This is a genomic window from Stenotrophomonas sp. Marseille-Q5258 (assembly GCF_946900935.1).
Classification (GTDB): Bacteria; Pseudomonadota; Gammaproteobacteria; order Xanthomonadales; family Xanthomonadaceae; genus Stenotrophomonas; species Stenotrophomonas nematodicola.
Genome location: NZ_CAMPPN010000024.1, coordinates 20,805 through 37,595 on the forward strand (window position 1 = coordinate 20,805; position 16,791 = coordinate 37,595).

At 65.0% G+C, this 16,791-nt stretch carries 20 protein-coding genes; 13 read left to right on the forward strand and 7 right to left on the reverse strand.

All coding sequences use genetic code 11. The annotated features are described in order from the left end of the window. Nucleotides 1–235 precede the first annotated feature (235 nt). The 5 genes from OC534_RS15530 (at nt 236) to OC534_RS15550 (ending at nt 4,759) form a co-directional block, all read left to right on the forward strand. Nucleotides 236–1,342 (forward strand): DUF262 domain-containing protein, encoded by a 1,107-nt coding sequence (locus tag OC534_RS15530; RefSeq protein ID WP_262072112.1) that lies wholly within the window; start codon nt 236–238, stop codon nt 1,340–1,342. A 4-nt stretch (nt 1,343–1,346) separates the two neighbouring features. After that, nucleotides 1,347–1,808 carry an MAE_28990/MAE_18760 family HEPN-like nuclease gene (locus tag OC534_RS15535; protein ID WP_262072113.1) on the forward strand — a complete coding sequence of 154 codons (462 nt, stop codon included), beginning with the start codon at nt 1,347–1,349 and terminating at the stop codon, nt 1,806–1,808. 38 nt (nt 1,809–1,846) lie between these two features. Continuing rightward, nucleotides 1,847–3,835 carry a PEP/pyruvate-binding domain-containing protein gene (locus OC534_RS15540; protein ID WP_262072114.1) on the forward strand — a complete coding sequence of 663 codons (1,989 nt, stop codon included), beginning with the start codon at nt 1,847–1,849 and terminating at the stop codon, nt 3,833–3,835. Nucleotides 3,836–3,924: 89 nt separating this feature from the next. Next, a complete protein-coding gene (locus OC534_RS15545; RefSeq protein ID WP_262072115.1) occupies nt 3,925–4,206 on the forward strand; it encodes an excalibur calcium-binding domain-containing protein in 282 nt (93 codons plus the stop codon). Between the two features lie 94 nt (nt 4,207–4,300). Next, nucleotides 4,301–4,759, forward strand: a complete 459-nt coding sequence (locus OC534_RS15550; RefSeq protein WP_017356312.1) for a nuclear transport factor 2 family protein — start codon at nt 4,301–4,303, stop codon at nt 4,757–4,759. 29 nt (nt 4,760–4,788) lie between these two features. On the opposite strand, the gene OC534_RS15555 is transcribed toward OC534_RS15550, so the two are convergent. From OC534_RS15555 to OC534_RS15565, 3 genes are read right to left on the reverse strand one after another with little or no spacing between them, the layout of a single operon-like run. Continuing rightward, the gene (locus tag OC534_RS15555) at nt 4,789–5,694 is read right to left on the reverse strand and encodes a hypothetical protein (RefSeq protein WP_262072116.1); all 906 of its coding nucleotides are present in this window, start codon (nt 5,692–5,694) and stop codon (nt 4,789–4,791) included. An 8-nt stretch (nt 5,695–5,702) separates the two neighbouring features. Next, nucleotides 5,703–6,095: a VOC family protein gene (locus tag OC534_RS15560; protein ID WP_017356310.1), complete on the reverse strand. Its 393-nt coding sequence runs from the start codon at nt 6,093–6,095 to the stop codon at nt 5,703–5,705. After that, complete coding sequence (locus OC534_RS15565) at nt 6,095–6,454, reverse strand: H-NS family nucleoid-associated regulatory protein (protein ID WP_136005625.1); 360 nt, start codon at nt 6,452–6,454, stop codon at nt 6,095–6,097. The genes OC534_RS15560 and OC534_RS15565 overlap by 1 nt, the downstream gene beginning before the upstream one ends. Before the next feature lie 242 nt (nt 6,455–6,696). Here OC534_RS15565 and OC534_RS15570 point away from each other — a divergent pair, with 242 nt between their 5' ends. Further along, entirely contained in the window at nt 6,697–7,215 is a 519-nt protein-coding gene (locus OC534_RS15570) for a hypothetical protein (protein WP_262072117.1), read from the forward strand. A 40-nt stretch (nt 7,216–7,255) separates the two neighbouring features. Then, nucleotides 7,256–7,639 (forward strand): YbjQ family protein, encoded by a 384-nt coding sequence (locus tag OC534_RS15575; protein WP_017356307.1) that lies wholly within the window; start codon nt 7,256–7,258, stop codon nt 7,637–7,639. A gap of 42 nt (nt 7,640–7,681) precedes the next feature. On the opposite strand, the gene OC534_RS15580 is transcribed toward OC534_RS15575, so the two are convergent. The 4 genes from OC534_RS15580 to OC534_RS15595 form a co-directional block, all read right to left on the reverse strand. Further along, entirely contained in the window at nt 7,682–8,314 is a 633-nt protein-coding gene (locus tag OC534_RS15580; RefSeq protein WP_262072118.1) for an SMI1/KNR4 family protein, read from the reverse strand. 69 nt (nt 8,315–8,383) lie between these two features. Continuing rightward, nucleotides 8,384–8,995 carry a NucA/NucB deoxyribonuclease domain-containing protein gene (locus OC534_RS15585; protein WP_316044089.1) on the reverse strand — a complete coding sequence of 204 codons (612 nt, stop codon included), beginning with the start codon at nt 8,993–8,995 and terminating at the stop codon, nt 8,384–8,386. A 77-nt stretch (nt 8,996–9,072) separates the two neighbouring features. Then, nucleotides 9,073–9,672, reverse strand: coding sequence for an SMI1/KNR4 family protein (locus OC534_RS15590; protein ID WP_136005636.1), 600 nt, complete (start codon nt 9,670–9,672; stop codon nt 9,073–9,075). A 21-nt stretch (nt 9,673–9,693) separates the two neighbouring features. After that, a complete protein-coding gene (locus OC534_RS15595) occupies nt 9,694–10,719 on the reverse strand; it encodes a NucA/NucB deoxyribonuclease domain-containing protein (RefSeq protein ID WP_262072120.1) in 1,026 nt (341 codons plus the stop codon). Between the two features lie 362 nt (nt 10,720–11,081). Between OC534_RS15595 and OC534_RS15600 the strand changes: the two genes are divergently transcribed. The 6 genes from OC534_RS15600 to OC534_RS15625 all read left to right on the forward strand — a co-directional run bounded on the left by OC534_RS15600 (nt 11,082) and on the right by OC534_RS15625 (nt 16,764). Beyond that, entirely contained in the window at nt 11,082–11,477 is a 396-nt protein-coding gene (locus OC534_RS15600; protein ID WP_262072121.1) for a hypothetical protein, read from the forward strand. Between the two features lie 81 nt (nt 11,478–11,558). Beyond that, complete coding sequence (locus OC534_RS15605) at nt 11,559–12,437, forward strand: SDR family NAD(P)-dependent oxidoreductase (RefSeq protein WP_136005642.1); 879 nt, start codon at nt 11,559–11,561, stop codon at nt 12,435–12,437. A 47-nt stretch (nt 12,438–12,484) separates the two neighbouring features. Next, nucleotides 12,485–13,375 (forward strand): LysR substrate-binding domain-containing protein, encoded by an 891-nt coding sequence (locus OC534_RS15610; RefSeq protein ID WP_262072122.1) that lies wholly within the window; start codon nt 12,485–12,487, stop codon nt 13,373–13,375. Nucleotides 13,376–13,465: 90 nt separating this feature from the next. Next, nucleotides 13,466–13,693 (forward strand): hypothetical protein, encoded by a 228-nt coding sequence (locus OC534_RS15615; protein ID WP_262072123.1) that lies wholly within the window; start codon nt 13,466–13,468, stop codon nt 13,691–13,693. A 144-nt stretch (nt 13,694–13,837) separates the two neighbouring features. Next, nucleotides 13,838–14,815 (forward strand): DUF4105 domain-containing protein, encoded by a 978-nt coding sequence (locus OC534_RS15620; RefSeq protein ID WP_017356299.1) that lies wholly within the window; start codon nt 13,838–13,840, stop codon nt 14,813–14,815. After that, nucleotides 14,812–16,764 carry an alpha/beta fold hydrolase gene (locus tag OC534_RS15625; protein ID WP_262072124.1) on the forward strand — a complete coding sequence of 651 codons (1,953 nt, stop codon included), beginning with the start codon at nt 14,812–14,814 and terminating at the stop codon, nt 16,762–16,764. The genes OC534_RS15620 and OC534_RS15625 overlap by 4 nt, the downstream gene beginning before the upstream one ends. The last annotated feature ends 27 nt before the right edge of the window (nt 16,765–16,791 follow it).

A 16,791-nucleotide genomic window follows, 5' to 3' on the forward strand; every position in this document is an offset into this window, starting at 1 on the left:
GATGTCCCTGTTGCCGGCCCCTTCAATGTCGGACTCCCCTCCGAAGATCGAATTCGGACCGGGTGCGAGCGCAGGCACCCAAATCTAGCCTTGATTGTTTGGTCCTTGATCGCGTTGCCTATGCAGCAGGTTGAGGACGCACCCACGCGTGCGGACGTCGTCTTCTCACATCCTGCGCGGATCTCAACTCTCTTTTTGAATACACATCGGCCGCCCCTGTAGCGGAGGAGACCTTATGAGCGATGAGTTTGTTGCAAGCGATGATCTCGAAGATGGCGTTGATGCACCCGAGGAAGAAAGTCAATACAAGTTCGATCTGACGTTCTACGGGGCGGACTATCCTGTCGACGGACTTGTAAAGCGGCTCAAAAGAGGGGATATCGTCGTGCCTTCTTTCGACCCCGTCAACGAAGCTGCATTCGATGTGGAGGCGTTTCAACGAAAATTTGTCTGGTCAAAGCTGCAATGTGATCGGTTCATCGAGTCGCTGCTCCTAGGTCTGCCTGTTCCGGGCATATTCCTAGTACAACAATCCAATAAGGCGCTACTGGTGCTTGACGGGCAACAGCGGTTGCTAACGCTTTCAGCATTCTACTCAGGGATTCTGAACAAGAAAGAGTTTGTTCTTGAGCATGTGCAACCGCAGTTTAAGGGGTTGACATACGACAAGCTGAAGGATGATGAAAGACGCGTCATCGATGACTCATTGATTCACGCAACGGTGATCAAGAAGACTAGCGAAGAGCAGGATCTCTCAAGTATCTACAGCTTGTTTGAACGCCTAAATTCTGGTGGCACACAGCTTTCTCCCCATGAGATTCGTGTGGCGCTGGCGCCGGGGCGATTGATGAATCTTGTTCGTGACTTGAATGCAAATGTAAAGTGGAGAGAGATCTTCGGGCCGATGTCGAAGAAGCTCAAGGATCACGAACTCATACTTCGTTTCCTTGCCCTTCGCTACTGGGCGGACAGCTATAAGAGCCCGATGAAAGACTTCCTTACAAAATTTGCGCAGAAGTACGCCGCGCTCGACGAGAGCACTGCAGCAGATTTTACGAAGTCGTTTTCCGACGCCATTGGGGTCGCCCATGAGGTCGCAGGCAAGAGGGCTTTCAAATTGACCAACGCCTTAAATGCAGCGGTCTTCGATTCCGTCATGGCTGGCATAGCCTCTCGTCTTGATGCGGGCGGTTCACCTCCCAGCATTGGCGCGTTGCAGGAGGCCTATGAAGCTCTGCTGTTAGATCCCGAATACATTGCATCGGTGAGTAAGGCTACTGCGCGCGAAGGCCAGGTTGAGGAGCGGGTTAGGCTGGCAGTAGCAGCGTTTGGCGGGGTCTGATGCCATGCGTCGAGTGTCTAGAAAGGACGCGTTGGACGCGGTTTTTGAAAGGGCCAAGAAGATTGATCTCGGCGAGTCGGAGCTCCGGGCGGATATGGCAAGGCATCTCTGTATCCTTGTGTCTGGATACGTAGACCAGTCAATAAAGGCTTTTACGAAGGAATACGTGGAGAAACGCTCCGGCCCGACGGTAGTTCGTTATGTGGAGGCGTCGAACAAAAATCTGACGAACCTGAAAGCTGAGAAGCTAACAAATCATCTTCTGTCCTTTGACAGTGCGTGGCGCGTGCCTCTGGCGGCACTGATTGCGGACGAACGTAAATCCGCGCTCGATAGCCTTATCGATGTCCGGCACAAGATCGCACATGGCAATCCAAGCGATGTAACAATTGCTAGAGTTCAAGAATATTACAATGAGATCGATAGGCTGCTAGCAGGTGTTCGGTCGCTGATGGATTTGGAGTGATGCTTATGATCCACCCACTTCATTCCCGCACCGGCATCATGGAACGAGCCTGTACGACCTCTGCTGTACGACCCCTGTGGGCGCGTGTCGCCGTTCTCACATTGCTGCTGGGGTGTGTCGCTCCCGCGCTGGCGCAGACCGCGCGCAAACCGTCGCCCTACGAGTACCGGCAGGGCAGCGATACGTCCGCCACGCCGGTGGCCGAGGGACCGGATTACCTGTCGCGCATCGACAGCCGCGCCCAGTTCATGCAGCTCGCGCGCGTGTACAACGCAGGCACCGCGCTGGAAATGCCGCACCTGATCTTCGTGATCGACCGGCGCAACGCGGCGCGCATCTACTACATCAACACCCCGCGCATTGCGCTGCACGAGCAGTTCGTACGCCGCCAGCGGCTGCTGCCGGGCATGGACAAGGCCACGCTCAATGCGCAGTACCGCGATCCGCAGCGGCGCTTCCTGTTCGGCACGATCAGTTGGCAGCAGGATCTGCCGGGCTACACCTACGAGTTCTGGGAGGGCGACCAGCTCACCGCGTCCCTGCTGCAGCAGACCGACCAGGTGGTGCGCGCCTCGTTCCGCGACCCCATCCGCTTCAAGACCAACTCCACCCGGCACGAGCAGCTGGCCAGCACCATGAAGCTGCCTTACGTCAGCCAGGAGGCCCTGCTGCGCGAGCAGCGCTTCCTGCCGCTGAACACCGGCCGCGCGGAAGGCCGGCTGCGCATCGTGCGTTCCGAGCAGCAGCTGCGCACGCTGTCGCCGCGCGATATTCCGGTGCTGGATGAGGTGCCGATCGCGCTGGCACCGGTGGCCGGCCTGGTGACGCAGCGACCGTCCACGCTGCTGTCGCACGTCAACCTGCTGGCCAAGGGCTGGGGCATCCCCAACGCATATGTGGCCGACGCGCAGAATGCGCTGCGCCAGCATGACGGGCGCTGGGTGACGCTGGAGGTGACCGCCAACAACTACCGGGTCACGCCGCTCGCGCGCCCGGCCAGAACGCCTTCCGCCACGGCGGTCCGCCCGGCGGCACGCAATCTGCCCCGCCCGGACCTGACGGTGGTGGCGCTCAAGCCGCTTGCGTCCCTGCGTGCGCGGGACAGTTCCCATTGCGGGGTAAAGGCGGCCAACCTGGGCACGCTGAAAACGGCCCTGCCGCCTGCCGCGCGCGTGCCGGACGGTTTCTGCATCCCGTTCTCGCACTACCAGGCGATGATGCAGCGGCTGCAGATCAACGAGCGGCTGCGCGCGCTGCAGCGCCGCCCCGGCTTCGGCACGGACCCGGACGTGCGCCGCGAGGCGCTGGGCACGCTGCGTGCCGAGATCGCCAATGCCGCGCCCGATCCGGCCTTCATCCGCACGTTGGAGGCGCGCTGGCGCGAGCAGCTGCAGGGAGGCGGGGTGTTCGTACGGAGCTCGTCCAACTCCGAAGATCTCCCCGGTTTCAGCGGTGCAGGCCTGTACACCACCGTTCCCAACGTGACCCGCGCCGATGACCTGGCCAAGGCCGTGCAGACGGTGTGGGCATCGGTCTACAACTTCGAGGCATACGAAGCGCGCACGGCCGCCGGGCTGCAGCAGGATGCCGTGGCGATGGCGGTACTGGTCCAGCGCGCCGCGCCTTCAGACAGTTCCGGTGTGATGATCACCCGTGACCCCTTCGATGCCGCGCGCCGCCACATCACCTACATTTCGGCCAAGCGCGGATTGGGTATCCGCGTGGTGGAGGGCAAGCGCCAGGCCGAGCAGGTGATGTACTCCAGCTGGTCCAAGGCGGTGCAGGTGCTGAGCCGCTCGGCCGAGGACACCCAGCTGGTGGCCGATGCCGCGGGTGGCGTCCGCGAGGTGCCCATCAGCGGCTCGCGCCAGGTGCTGACCGATGCACTGATTGCGCGGCTTGCCCGGATCGGGGTGACCACCAAGCAGGCATTGGGCGGCGTGGACCAGGACATCGAGTGGGCGGTGGTCGGCGATGAGGTGCTGATGCTGCAGTCGCGGCCGTATGTGGACGGAAGCGCGCGCTGACGGGCGGCTGCCTGCCCACGCCCGCTTGCCGGCCGTCCTGTGCTTGCCTATGCTCCAGCCAGATCAGGGGGATCGGGGGGCCAGGGACGATGAAGAAGATCATGATCGGCGCGGTACTGTGCCTGGTCGCCGCGTACGGCTACAGCAAGCTCAGGCACGTTGAAATTGCCGATGTTGGAACCTCCCGCAGCGCCTGGGCTGCACCTGAACCTGCCACGGCAGCACCTGCGCGCTACAGCTGCGATGGCCGCACGCACTGCTCGCACATGCGCTCGTGCGAAGAGGCCACGTATTTCATCCAGAACTGTCCCGGTACGCAGATGGACGGGGACAACGACGGCATCCCGTGTGAGCAGCAGTGGTGCGGGTGAGTGACCGGATCACGGTGAGCGACCCGGGGCACTGGCAGAGCCGGCGGGCAATGGCGTTCAATGCGGTCACCCTTGCTCACCGCCTGGAACAACGATGCCCGCGCTTGCCCTGCTGATTGCCGCTGTCGCTGCCGTGGCAGCGAACACGCCGTCCGCGCCGGATGCCGCCACACTGGCGGCCATCGAGGCCACCTGCCTGGACTATGTGGACGGCCAACTGGAGGCGGACCCGGACCGGGTGGCGCGGTCGCTGCACCCGGACCTGGCCAAGCGCAGGGTGCTGGGCGATACCCCGGACGAGCGGCTGGGCCTGCGCCGCATGAGCAGGGAGGAACTGGTGGAGCTCACCCGCCAGGGTGCGTTGAAGACCCCGAGGGAGCAGTGGAACCGCAGCTGCCGCGTGCTGGATGTGACGGCCGATGCGGCCTCGGTGCGGTTGGAGACGCCGTGGTTCGTGGACTACTTCCACATGGGGCGATTCGGCGAACGCTGGATCATCGTCAACGCGCTCTGGTACAGCAAGCCGGCGTCGACGCGCACCCCGCAGCCCTGACGCAGGGCGCGGGCGCGCGTCGCCGATGCTTACGCCACCCGCACCAGCTGGTGCTTCACGCTGGGCCACAAGGCCAGCTTGTGGGTCACGTTGGTGATGGTACGGCGCGGGTCGGTGGGATGGGGCCGGGACGAGGTGGTGGTTCTGCCCTGGCGCCACAGCCCGAACATCACGATTTCCGTCCCCACCGGGAAGGACTGCAGCCACGCCGCATCGCTGTGCCCGACGCTGATTTCATAGAAATCCCTGCGGTCGGTCACGCCGGTGTGCTGGTACTTCGGTGCGCAGTTGAGGTACACCGAACCAGGCTGGGTGGCGCGGTGCGAGCGGACCGTGCCGACCAGCGCCAGGGGCAGGTCGGTGGATGTCGCGCCCAGCCGTTCCCAGGCCTCGTCGTACCGGTCCTGCGTGTAGAAGAAGCTGCTCCAGTCGACCTTCTTCTTGCCCAGGCGCAGGGTCAGGTGCGTCGCCAGCAGCGTGTCGCTGCCGCACATCGCGCGCAGGATGAGCAGATCGGCAAGGGTGCGCAGGTAGCCCGCCAGTACCGGGTCCGCGCCGTGATGCTCAGCACCGCCACGTTTCAGGCCCTGCTGCAGGAGCAACAGCCGCAGCTCGTGCGTTCCTTCGCCAAGCGGGGGCAGGAAGTCGGCATCGGCGCCGGCGGCGAGCAGGGCCTGCAGGTGCGCCGGCGCATCGTACCGGCAGCCGGGGCGGTGCTCGGCTTCCTTGCCCAGGTCGATGTAGGCCGGCATGTGCACGGGCTCGGCATGACCGGCGTGGCGCCTGCTGTGCCCGGGCACGAACGTCACCGGAACGCTGCACCCCGGGCTGTCACACAGCAGGGTGGGCAGGGTTTGTTTTGTGTCATGGCGCTTCTGCAGGTCGTCAACACGGTGCAGGGTGCCGTGCGTACCCACGGCGGTGCGCATCTTCATGCCGCGACTCATCGTGAACCGCTGCGTGATTCGGCGGCGGGCATCGTCGCAAACCGCAGCCGGTTGTTGTCCGGATCGACCACCATCATCTCGCGCCCGCCCCACGGCATGTCTGCCGGCGCGCGCAACACCGGCGCGCCGGCCGCCACGAACGCCGCATGCACGGCATCCACGTCCGCCACGCGGAAGTACACCGCACCGCCAGGCTCGCAGTCGCCGGCGTGCTCGCTGAGGAACACCTGCTGCCCTGCGCGGCTGATCTGCACGAACAGCGGCATGCCGTCGGCGAACCGGTGCTCCCAGTCAACGGCAAACCCGAGCCGCTGATAGAACGGCACGCTGAGGGTGGCGTCGGTCATGCGCAGTTGCGGAATGACCGTCTGATGCGCGTCTGCGTCCATCAGCCCGGGTACGCCGGGAAGCGTTCGTCGGGGTGGTGCTTTTTCCATTCGGTATGGGCCACGGTGCCTTCCCAGGCGAGGAAGGCCTGGGGCACGCGGCCGCGGCCGGACCAGGTGACCTGGCTGTGCGGCAGCCAGTAGCGTGGCGGCGCCTCTGCCGCCGCTTTGGCGGGCTTGGCGCGGGGGCCGGGGTGGGTCGAGTGCTCAACGGCCACGGCGGCCCGGATCCTGCGCTGCTGTTCCGGGCTGAAGTCGGCGAAACTGGCGTTGAGCAGCACGAGGACGCGCTCATACGCCTCCTTGGTAGCTACCCGCAGCAGGGCGGCCGGGGAGGCGGAGGCGGGCGGTTTACGGGGCATGCGAATCCAGGGAAGCGGGAGCTGACGGGGGGCACGATAGCAAATGTCCCTGTGAAGCCGTGGCGGGCGGCACGATGACCGCGCGTTGCCACGCATCGGACGCGGCCGGAGCCACCCGGCAGTGGGGCCGGTGGACCCGGCGGCGGCATCGGGATGGGGCACAATAGGGGGATCGGGCTGTCGCGCTCGGGTGCGTCGCAACGGATGCACGGTGTGGCAGTCGTCCCTGCATGGAGGTTGGAATGACGTTCCGGGCATGCGTGCGTTCTGTACACGTGGCGGCGTTGCTGGCGGGGCTGTCGTTGGCAGGCTGTGGTGAGGCGCCATCGACGGCAACAAGGACGGGTGTGCCCTCCGCCCCGACGGCGTCTGCCGACCCCGCAGCGGCGCTGGTCGCGCGCTTCAGGCTCGGCAAGGGGCTGGCGCAGCTCGCCGACGAGGCGGCACGCAGCACCACCACGTTCGCGTCGATGGTCGAACAGACCGGGGCCGATGCCGCGACGCAGCGCGTGCAGGCGGAGATCGGCCGCCTGCTGCCGGCCTACCAGGCCCGCTGGGACGGCATGCTGGCGGCAATCTATGCCCGGCACTTCTCCGCGGACGCGCTGCATTCGCTGACATCGCAAGGGACCCGCTCACCGCACGCGGCGCGTTTCAACGCGCTGCAGAACACGGTGGCTGCCGAGATGCGGGCCGACGCGCAGCCGCTGCTGCGGCAGTTGGTTGCCGACGCGCTGACCCGCGCCTCGCAACCGCGCTGACACCGCGTACAGCCGTACCCGCAGTCACCAGAGAGACGCAATGGCAGACCCTTACAACAACAGCGCACATCCGCCTGCCGCCCCCCGGCTCGACGATTCGATGGTGACCACGGCAATGGAACTGCCCGGCTTCCGCGTGGTGCGCAGTCTCGGCGTGGTACGCGGCATTACCGTGCGCTCGCGCTCTATCGTGGGCAACATCCTCGGCGGCCTGCAGACGTTGTTCGGCGGCAACATCACCATCTACACCGAGCTGTGCGAGCAGGCGCGCGAGGAAACCTACCGCGACATGGCCAAGCACGCGCGGTTGCTCGGCGCCAACGCGATCATCGCCATGCGCTATGACGCGACCGACATCATGACCGGATTGACCGAGGTGCTGTGCTACGGGACGGCGGTGGTGGTGGAGCCTACCAGCCGGTGAGGTACCGTGCGGTGTACCGGAAGCGGTACGCCGCAGTTGCGTTCAACGATCTGTTCCCTTCTGAAGAAACGCAGTCAGATTCAACAAGCCGGCCAGCGCGCTTTCAAGGTAGGCGACGAAGCTGCTGTGATGCTCCTGCAATTTTGTCCAGTAGGTCACGATTTCGTTCTCTTCGCCAGGATGCATGAACGTTGGATCCAGCAAGACGAAGTCTTCACCTTTGCCGGGCGGCCCGGACAGCTGAATCGCGTCGCCAAGACGTGCCATCAGCCACGGCTCATCCTCCGATGCCTCCTCTTCAAGCATGCTCCTCCAGTCGGAGGCAATCGTCGCGTTCTCATTGCCGAATGGCTGGATCAACTCGACCGGAAGCAAGGTGCTGATGTAGTTGCCGGGCATCAAGAACCCATTGCTGACAGACAGAAACTGCTTGTAGCTTGGCGGAAGCGAGATCCCAAGCCGCGCCTCTGCAGCGAGAATGCTGGCCTTGGATGCGGGGGGCATTCCGAGCCAGACGACATCCCCCGACAGGCAGCGTCGCGCCAGATCGGCCAGTGCGGAATCCGGGTGCGTTGCGAGGAATGGACTCAGCCCAAGGTCGACATGCGCCTCTGCTGGCGAGGCTCTCCAGTGCGCGATTGCAGCAGTGTTCATTGCCTGCATCAGCTCATCCATTGCCATCATCGTTACTGTCTCCGATCAATGACTGGTGCGCCGCTGCGCTCGCGCGACGTCTCATTCGCATTACTCGACGACCTTCACCCGGAACTGCTCACCATCGAGCACGCGTGCCGCGGTGCAGAAGAAGTTGCCCAGTCTGCGCCCGACCTTCTGATTGCCTTCGCCAAGAATGTAGCGTACCGACATGGACGATTCCGGCACGACAGAGGCGCCCTGGTTCGTTGCTGCGAACGGGTATTCGTCACAGTTCAGTCCAGCGCCCGCGCTCTCTGGAAATCGCGTGCGACACAGTTTCCCGGCTGCAGTGCGGTTGGCGGTGTTTAGTCTGGCGTCACTCGTTCGTGTCAGTGCCGCGCCTCTCAGCCAAGCATCGTGATGCCAGTAGCCGATGTTCCCCGGCAGTATCGACTGTGCAACCTTGATGTGCTCGGCCGACTCATCCGTATCGGGGTTGCTCAGGCTTACCTCGAAGACGGCGGGGTAGTCGGCGAACCCTGATGCTGCTCGGGCTGGTGCTGCTGCTGGTGGCGCCGCTGCTGCTGGGCGCCAACTGAGCGCTGCGATACGCGCCAGGTATCGCAGCGGCATACAACGGGTATTGGATATCCGCGCGGTATGTAGCGTCTCCGTCGCCCGTCTGGGCTGACGTGCCGTCACCAAGCCGATGCAGGGCATGGGCTTGGCGTGCGCGTCTCATGGCAGACATCACCGCCACCGCACAGGAAACCGGGCTGCTCGGGCATGTGATGGAGCTACCTGTAATTGCAAACAAGCTCCTGGATGAGTTCGGTAAAGGTCGAACTGGCCTCATACCCTTGGCGACTGTACATGATTGTCCACAGCTCTCCTTCTGGACTTGTGTTGACCGTGTCGATAAGCGCGAACCAATCAAAGTCGCTGGGGCATGCAGAGATCTGGAGGGCCTCGCCGATATGTGCTGTGAAATCAGCTTCCTCAAGATACGGGTCGGCTTCGTGCAGATCATTCCACATTGCCACAATCGGGTAGTTGTCGTCGCTAAACCGCCGTACAAGTTCAATCGGCAGTAGTACGCAGCAGTAAGTGCCGGGAACAAGGAATCCGTTCGACTCCAGCAGGAACTCACGGTAGCTCGCAGGGAGAATCACGCCAAGACGTTGTTCGGCTTCGCGAATCTGCTCAAGTGATGCTCCCGGTTGCCCGAGCCATCCAACATGTTCCTTGCCGATCCGGGCGGCAAGTTGAGCCAGCGGACTGTCCGGAAAACCATTGATGAACGGCTCAAGGCCAAGATGCTCGCTTGGTTCGAGCCGCTTTCGCTCAATGTTTGCGAGAGCTGCGGCGTTCAATTCGTCAAGTAACTGCTTCCACATGATGAGCCTCTATCCGGCGGTTCAATCCACAACCTTGACCCAGAACTCTTCTCCATCCAGAAGCCGCGCATGCGTGCAGTAGAACGCGCCCAGCTTTCCACCCACCTTCTTGTTGTCTTCGCCGAGAATGTAACGGACAGACATGGATGTCTCCGGTACGAGAGATGCGCCCTCATGCGTTTCTGCGAAAGGATACTCGTCGCAGTTCAGTCCAGTCGCGGCTCCATCAGGAAAGCGTGCTCTGCACAGCGCCCCGGATACGTTGCGATTCTCTCCTGCAACTCTCTTGTTCCTCAAGCGTCGCAAAGGTACACCCCGTGCATCAGGATTTTCATGCCACCTGCCGATCGTGCCGGGGAGCGTCGACTGTGCAACCTTGATGTGCTCGGCCGACTCATCCGTATCGGGATCGCTCAGGCTTACCTCGAAGACGGCAGGGTAGTCGGCGAATCGACACCCGGACGTACTGCTCCTGGCTACTTTGTCGCAGCGAAGTGTCGGTGCCGAACTCTGAATCAGTGATTGGTCGTTGTTGAAGCGCGACAGCACCAGCTGGGTGTCCTGGCCGGTCTTTCCTTCATCGGTATTGAATCCCAGGGGGACGGCAAAGTCGTACGTACCTGGGCCCGAAAGGGTCAGGGGAGCGAAGGGCTGCTTGTCGGTGCAGCTCCCGCAGTAAGGCTCGGGCGTAACCACCAGCCCGGCCATTGCATTGCCCTGCACGGCATCGAACACCACGCGGACGCGATGCATCCATGTCTGGCCGTTGCGGGGCAGGGACACGTAGTCGTACAGCGTAACGGTGGCGGTTTCGGTCTTGCCGGTGTCGGGGTTGTGGGAGGAATAGGGTGCAGTTCGCTTCACGCAGTAGTGCAGGCGCGAGCCTGCAGCGTCTGCTTCGTCCTGGTCGCTGGCGTCCTTGCAGACCTCGTCGAAGGGAAGCTCTGGATTCTCCAGCGCGGCCTCGTACTGCCGAAGCTCGGCCATCGACATGCTGGCGATCATCTGCGCGTCGGACGGGCAGTCGTCGTCTTCGCGTGCGTTCACAGAGACGCTGAAAAGCAGGGCGACCCGCGCCAGTGCAAGCGGTGTGCGGTCATGGTGGGCTCCTTGGGTACGACGGCGAGAGGCGCACTGCGGTGCGCGGTGCCGTGGGTGATACGCCGGAACCCGGGACCTGCGATGTAGGGGAAGTACGGGGCGAGCGCGAAGCGTGACGGGCCGTGGAGGTCGTTTACGACTACCGGCACGCTTCGGGTGCCGCTCCCAGCGGCAACGGTGCCGATGCTGTGAGCCCGTTCCGATCCCTGCTGCGCCGCAATCGGCGCGTTCTGATGCGGTGGCTGCGGCTATGATCGACGCGGCCGCCACCACGGCGCATGCCGACGCCCGCCGTTCAAAGGAAGCTGATGCCGACGACCGTCCCCCGTGTTTTCCCGCCCGGCCTGCGTGTCTGCGTGGCCGTGGCCGCCTGCCTGCCGCTGCCGGCGATGGCCTCGGATTTCACCGGCATGCTGACCGGGATGACCCTGATGCTGCTCGCGCTGGTGCTGCTGGTGGTGGCCCCTCTGCTGCTGGTGCGCCGGCATGCCTGGGCGCGGTGGCTGGGTACCGGGCTGGGCGGTCTGGCGATGCTGGTGGGGGTGGGGACCTTCTGCGTGGATACGTGGCGGGTGCTGGCCCGAATCAGGGCGCATACCGCAATGCCGACGCTGCTGTACCTGGGGCTGTACATCGCACTGTGGTTGGCCATTGCGTATGTCATCTGGCGGCTTCGCCGCCGGCCGCTCCCTGGCGCCAGCTGAGCGGCACGATACGCGCCACGTATCGCGGCGGCACGCAACAGGTATTGGATGCGGCGACGCCGTCCAACCGATGCTGTGCGGATGAGAGCACACAACAGGATTTCTTTCGATGGCCAGGTCGGTCTGATCACCGGTGCCGCCGGTGGCCTCGGCCTGGCGTACAGCCGGCTGCTGGCCCAGCGTGGCGCGCACGTGGTGATGCAGGACGTGGGGGCCGGGATGGATGGCACGGGCGGCGATCCGCAGCGGATCGCGATGGCGGCCGCGCAGTTGGACGGAGAGGGCCTGACGGTGCAGGCGGAGTCCGCAGGCATCGCCAGCCGCAGCGACTGCCACGCGCGGGTGGCGGCCATCCTGCAGCAGCACGGCCGGCTGGACTTCATCATCCACAACGCCGGATGGGTGCAGTACCAGCCGATCGATGCGCTGGACGAAGACGGCTTCGACCCGATGATGGCCATCGCGGCGAAGGCCCCGCTGTGGCTGGCGCAAGCGGCCTGGCCGGCGATGCGGGCCGCCGGTTACGGGCGGATCGTGCTGACCACGTCCGACCGCGCGCTGTATCCGCAGTACGTGCAGAAGGGACTGGCGGCATACGCAGCAGCGAAGCTCGCCGCAGTGGGCATCGTCAATGTGCTGGCCGACGAGGGCGCGGCGCATGGCATCGTGGTGAATGCCGTGTCGCCGGTGGCCAAGACCCGGATGTGGGGCATTCAGGGCGAGCCGGATGAACTGCACCCGGCCGCGGTGGCGCCGGGTGCGGCGTTCCTCGCATCGGCCGCGTGCCGTGAGGGGGGCTGGATCCTGCGTGCCAGCAATGGCCAGTTCCATGCCACGCGGAACGTGGAAGCGGCCGCAGTCACCTATCCGCGCGATCTGCACGCGGTGAGCGCCGGCAGCGTCGAGGCGGTGGCCGCGCAGTGGCCGGCGATTGCGCAGGCGACGATCGAGCCACGCTGACCGCACGCGGTTTACGCTTGGGGCTGTGTTCCGGGACAACATCGCACATGGTCGATCTCCGCCAGCTCCGTCAGTTCGTCGCCGTCGCCGAGGAGCTGCACTTCCACCGTGCGGCCGCGCGCCTGCACATGTCGCAGCCACCGTTGACCGCGGCCATCCGGCGGCTGGAGGAAGCGATCGGCAGCGAGCTCATCCAACGTGGCAACCGCACGCTGGGACTGACTGCGGCCGGCAAGGTGCTGCTGGAGGAGGCACGCGCGACCCTGCAGCAGGCCGACCATGCGTTGGTGGCCACCCGTGATGCGGCGGCCGGGCGCACCGGTACGGTACGGGTGGGGTATGTGGGCAGTGCGCTGTACGGGCGCCTGCCGCGGGTGATCCGTGCGTTCCGGGTCAGCCATCCACAGGTGCGGCTGGAACTGATCGAGGCGACGTCCGCACGCCAGGTCGCGCTGCTGCGCGGGCAGCGGCTGGATGTCGGGGTGCTGATTCCACCGGTGCACGAGGCCGGCGACATGCAGCTGCGCGCGTTCGATACGGACCTGCTGGCGATCGCGTTGCCGCGAAGCCATCCGCGTGCCGGCGATGCCTCCCTTGCCTTGTCCGCACTGGCCGCGGAGCCGTTCGTACTGTGGCCCGCGCGCGAAGGACAGGGCTTCCATGCGCAGGTGGTGCGGCTGTGCGCTGCCGCCGGCTTCGTGCCGCATGTGGTGCAGGAGGCGCACGGCATGCATGCGGTGCTGTCGCTGGTGGCGGTCGGCGCGGGCATCGCGATCGTGCCGGCGAGCATGCGCGGCTTCCGCGCGGAGGATATCCACTACCAGCCGCTGGCCGATGCGGACGCGTCGTTCGATCTGCAGTTGTGCCTGCGTGGCGGTGAGCGGGCGCCGGCGCTGCAGCAATGGATGCAGGCAGCGGCGATGACGGCAGGGAAATAGCCGCATTCATGCGGATGCCACATGCCCTCCACGGCGCGTACGCACGCACGGCCGTAACGTGGATCGTCCCCACTGCTGCTGGAGACCCCCATGAATCCCTTGCAGGCTGCGAGCCGCGTGATGCGCGACGGTCTGGTGGAGATCGCCGCGCTGCTGTTCGGCGAGCGCGCCGACGCGCTGCGCCGCGATGACGCTCCCGCTCCGGGCGTGGGCATCGCGCTGCCGCGTCGCCCGCCGTTGAAGCGTCCGCTGCTGCATGGGCGAAAGGGCATGGCGCCGTGGCAGAAGGTTGCAGGCGGTCCTCGCCGGCGCGACTGAGCGGCCCATTCTGATGCGGCCCCGACAAACCTGAACACGCAAACGTGTTGCCTTCGGCGGGGTTGTGGCTAACTAGCGCCCCGGATCATCAACGACGGAACGACGCGTGTGAAGAAAGCAGGACGATGGGGGCTGGCCGCCCTGATGCTGGTGGCGGCCCTGTGGGTGAGCGGCTGGCTGGCCTTCCAGTTCCCCGGGCCCGCGTGGGTGCGTTACGGGGTGGTCGGGGCCTGGGCGTTGTTTGCCGTCGGTACTGCGGTGGCGGTGGGCCGCGCCCGCGCCGGCCGTTGGCCCGGGCCGGTGTTCGTGACGGTGCTGGTGGTGACCGGGGTGTGGTGGCTGCTGGTGGCGCCGCGCCAGGACCGGGTCTGGGCCGACGATGTCGCCCAGCGGCTCAAGGTGGTCGCGTTCGACGGCAACCACGTGGTGCTCGACAACGTGCGCAACTTCACCTGGCGCAGCGAGGACGATCACGATGTGCGCTGGGAGCGCCGCGCCTATGACCTCGACCAGTTGCGCTCTGCCGATCTGATCCTGTCCTACTGGATGGGCCCGACGATCGCGCACACGCTGGTGTCCTTTGGCTTCGCCGATGGCCGCTACCTGGTGTTCTCGCTGGAGATCCGCAAGGAGCGGGGCGAGTCGTTCTCGGCACTGGGTGGGTTCTTCCGCAAGTTCGAGATGACCCTGGTGGCCTCGGAGGAAACCGACATCGTGCGCGTGCGCAGCAATGTGCGTGGCGAAGATGTGTATCTGTACCGCCTGCAGGGCATGACCCGGGAGCAGCTCAAGGGGCTGTTCGTGTCCTACCTGGGCGAGGCGCGCAAGCTGGATGCCGCACCGGCGTTCTACAACACGCTGACCAGCAACTGCACCACGATCGTCTACGAACTGGCCAGGCAGATCGCGCCGGGCCTGCCACTGGACTACCGGCTGCTGGTATCGGGCTATTTCGCCGAGTACGCGCGCGATCTGGGCGTGCTGACCCCAGGCGTGCCGTTCGCCACGCTGAAGGCGCGTGGGCGCATTACTGAACGGGCCCGCGCCGCCGGCGACGCGCCCGATTTCTCCCGCCAGATCCGCCGCGGTGTCCCCGGCATCGAGCAAGGAATCGAACCATGATGCTGCGTGTGAATGGCCTGTCGCGGCGCGTGCTGCCGTTGCTGGCGATGGTGCTGTCGCTGCTGTTGTCCAGCGGTTGCGCGATGGTGACGATGAAACAGGTGGCGCCTACCGACTACCTGGCCAACAAGCGCGGCGACGTACTGACGTCAGGCAAGTTGAGCGCCGCCTCGCAGGAAACGCTGAGCGTCATCGGCCTGGATGAGGATCTGTGCGCCAAGGACACGGTGGCCTGCCAGAAGACGCTCGAGGACACCGTGGTCCTGCCCGAGGAACAGCGGTTGTCGGCGCTGTCCGAGCTGTGGGTGAAGACGGCGCTGGGCCTGAGCCCCAAGCCGAAGGACCGCGACAAACACCCGATGTCCGATGCGGCGCTGGATGCGTGGCTGGAAGCGGCACGCTATGCCTATGCCTACCTCTTCTTCAGCGGGCGTACGCCGTCCGATCGCGCGTTCGAGGACCGGCAGACCCAGGTTCGCGACTACTACAACTACGCTGCCGAACAGACGGCGGCGGTAGTGTTCAAACGTGCCCGCGCGCGCGCGCTGGAAGGCGAGGACTACAACGCACCAGTGGCCGGCGAGCGCTGGACGCTGACCTCGGACTTCGATGAACTGCGGATGCCCAGCATCCCCACCAGCATGGTCTCGGCCTCCTCGGTGAGCTTCGCCGGGCTGCGCAGCACGTATCGCCGTGATGGTTTCGGCGCCGAACTGGTGGTGGTCATGGACCCGCCCAAGCTGGTGGCGCCGGCGGACGGCCAGAAGGCCGCGATTCCGCAGTACAGCGAGATGTCGGCGATCAATGCCACCGCCCTGCTGCGCTTCAAGGGCGATACCCTGCAGCAGGTGCTGGATACCACCCAGGTGCTGTTCGATGTGTACTCGCCGGAGTCCACCGAAAGCGTGGACCTGCACGGCGAAAAGGTGCCGCTGGCCGGCAACTTCACGGCCGCCTACGGCATGTGGCTGGCCCAGTCGGGATTCGCCACGCAGTCGCTGCGCACGTTGTTCGGACTGAGCGAAGGCATCGCCGAGCCGCACATGTACCTGATGCAGCCGTGGGACCCGAACCGCCGCATCATCTTCATGCTGCACGGCCTGGGCAGCAGTCCGGAGGCGTGGGTCAACGTGGCCAACGAGGTCATGGGCGATCCTGAGCTGCGCCGGCATTTCCAGGTGTGGCAGGTGTACTACCCGACCAATGCGCCGATCGCGTTGAACCGGTTCGAGATCAACCAGGCGTTCAACAACACGCTGAAACACTTCGATCCCACCGGCAGCAGCCCGGCCTCCAAAGAGATGGTGTTCATCGGCCACAGCATGGGCGGCGTGCTGGCGCGCCTGCTGGTGACCTCATCCGGCGACGCACTGTGGGACCAGCTTCTGGCCAACTACGATCTCAAGGGCGAACGGCTGAAGCGGGTGGAGGCCAAGCTCGGGCCACTGCTGCACTTCACCGCCGAGCCCAGCGTGGAGCGTGCGATCTTCATCGCCGCGCCGCACAAGGGCACCGACATCGCCGGCAACCGGATCGGTCGCCTGATCGGGCGGCTGGTGCGTCTGCCGATCACCCTCCTGGGCAAGTTCGAGGATGTGTTCCAGACCCTGCAGCAGGCCGAGACGCAGTCGGCGCAGCCGACCAAGCTGCAGATTCCCAACAGCATCGACAACCTCAAGGCCAGCGATCCATTCGTGAAGGCGGCCGGTGCGCTGCCGATCATGCCGGGGCTGAAGTACCACTCGATCATCGCCCAGCGCAAACCCGAGGTGCCGCTGGAACAGTCCGACGATGGGCTGGTGCCGTACTGGAGCGCGCACCTGGAGGGGGCGGTGTCGGAGAAGGTGATCATCTCCGGCCACAGCGTGCAGGAAACCCCGCAGGCCGTGCTGGAAATCCGCCGCATCCTGCGCGAGGACCTCAAGGAAGTGGGCGACGCGCACCCGTAGCGCGGGGCTTTGCCCCGCTGCGATGGG

Coding starts and splice junctions, on each gene's coding strand:
- OC534_RS15530 (WP_262072112.1), top strand. CDS start 236: ATGAGCGATGAGTTTGTTGCAAGCGATGATCTCGAAGATGGCGTTGAT.
- OC534_RS15535 (WP_262072113.1), top strand. CDS start 1,347: ATGCGTCGAGTGTCTAGAAAGGACGCGTTGGACGCGGTTTTTGAAAGG.
- OC534_RS15540 (WP_262072114.1), top strand. CDS start 1,847: ATGGAACGAGCCTGTACGACCTCTGCTGTACGACCCCTGTGGGCGCGT.
- OC534_RS15545 (WP_262072115.1), top strand. CDS start 3,925: ATGAAGAAGATCATGATCGGCGCGGTACTGTGCCTGGTCGCCGCGTAC.
- OC534_RS15550 (WP_017356312.1), top strand. CDS start 4,301: ATGCCCGCGCTTGCCCTGCTGATTGCCGCTGTCGCTGCCGTGGCAGCG.
- OC534_RS15555 (WP_262072116.1), bottom strand. CDS start 5,694: ATGAAGATGCGCACCGCCGTGGGTACGCACGGCACCCTGCACCGTGTT.
- OC534_RS15560 (WP_017356310.1), bottom strand. CDS start 6,095: ATGGACGCAGACGCGCATCAGACGGTCATTCCGCAACTGCGCATGACC.
- OC534_RS15565 (WP_136005625.1), bottom strand. CDS start 6,454: ATGCCCCGTAAACCGCCCGCCTCCGCCTCCCCGGCCGCCCTGCTGCGG.
- OC534_RS15570 (WP_262072117.1), top strand. CDS start 6,697: ATGACGTTCCGGGCATGCGTGCGTTCTGTACACGTGGCGGCGTTGCTG.
- OC534_RS15575 (WP_017356307.1), top strand. CDS start 7,256: ATGGCAGACCCTTACAACAACAGCGCACATCCGCCTGCCGCCCCCCGG.
- OC534_RS15580 (WP_262072118.1), bottom strand. CDS start 8,314: ATGGATGAGCTGATGCAGGCAATGAACACTGCTGCAATCGCGCACTGG.
- OC534_RS15585 (WP_316044089.1), bottom strand. CDS start 8,995: ATGCCCTGCATCGGCTTGGTGACGGCACGTCAGCCCAGACGGGCGACG.
- OC534_RS15590 (WP_136005636.1), bottom strand. CDS start 9,672: ATGTGGAAGCAGTTACTTGACGAATTGAACGCCGCAGCTCTCGCAAAC.
- OC534_RS15600 (WP_262072121.1), top strand. CDS start 11,082: ATGCCGACGACCGTCCCCCGTGTTTTCCCGCCCGGCCTGCGTGTCTGC.
- OC534_RS15605 (WP_136005642.1), top strand. CDS start 11,559: ATGAGAGCACACAACAGGATTTCTTTCGATGGCCAGGTCGGTCTGATC.
- OC534_RS15610 (WP_262072122.1), top strand. CDS start 12,485: ATGGTCGATCTCCGCCAGCTCCGTCAGTTCGTCGCCGTCGCCGAGGAG.
- OC534_RS15615 (WP_262072123.1), top strand. CDS start 13,466: ATGAATCCCTTGCAGGCTGCGAGCCGCGTGATGCGCGACGGTCTGGTG.
- OC534_RS15620 (WP_017356299.1), top strand. CDS start 13,838: ATGCTGGTGGCGGCCCTGTGGGTGAGCGGCTGGCTGGCCTTCCAGTTC.
- OC534_RS15625 (WP_262072124.1), top strand. CDS start 14,812: ATGATGCTGCGTGTGAATGGCCTGTCGCGGCGCGTGCTGCCGTTGCTG.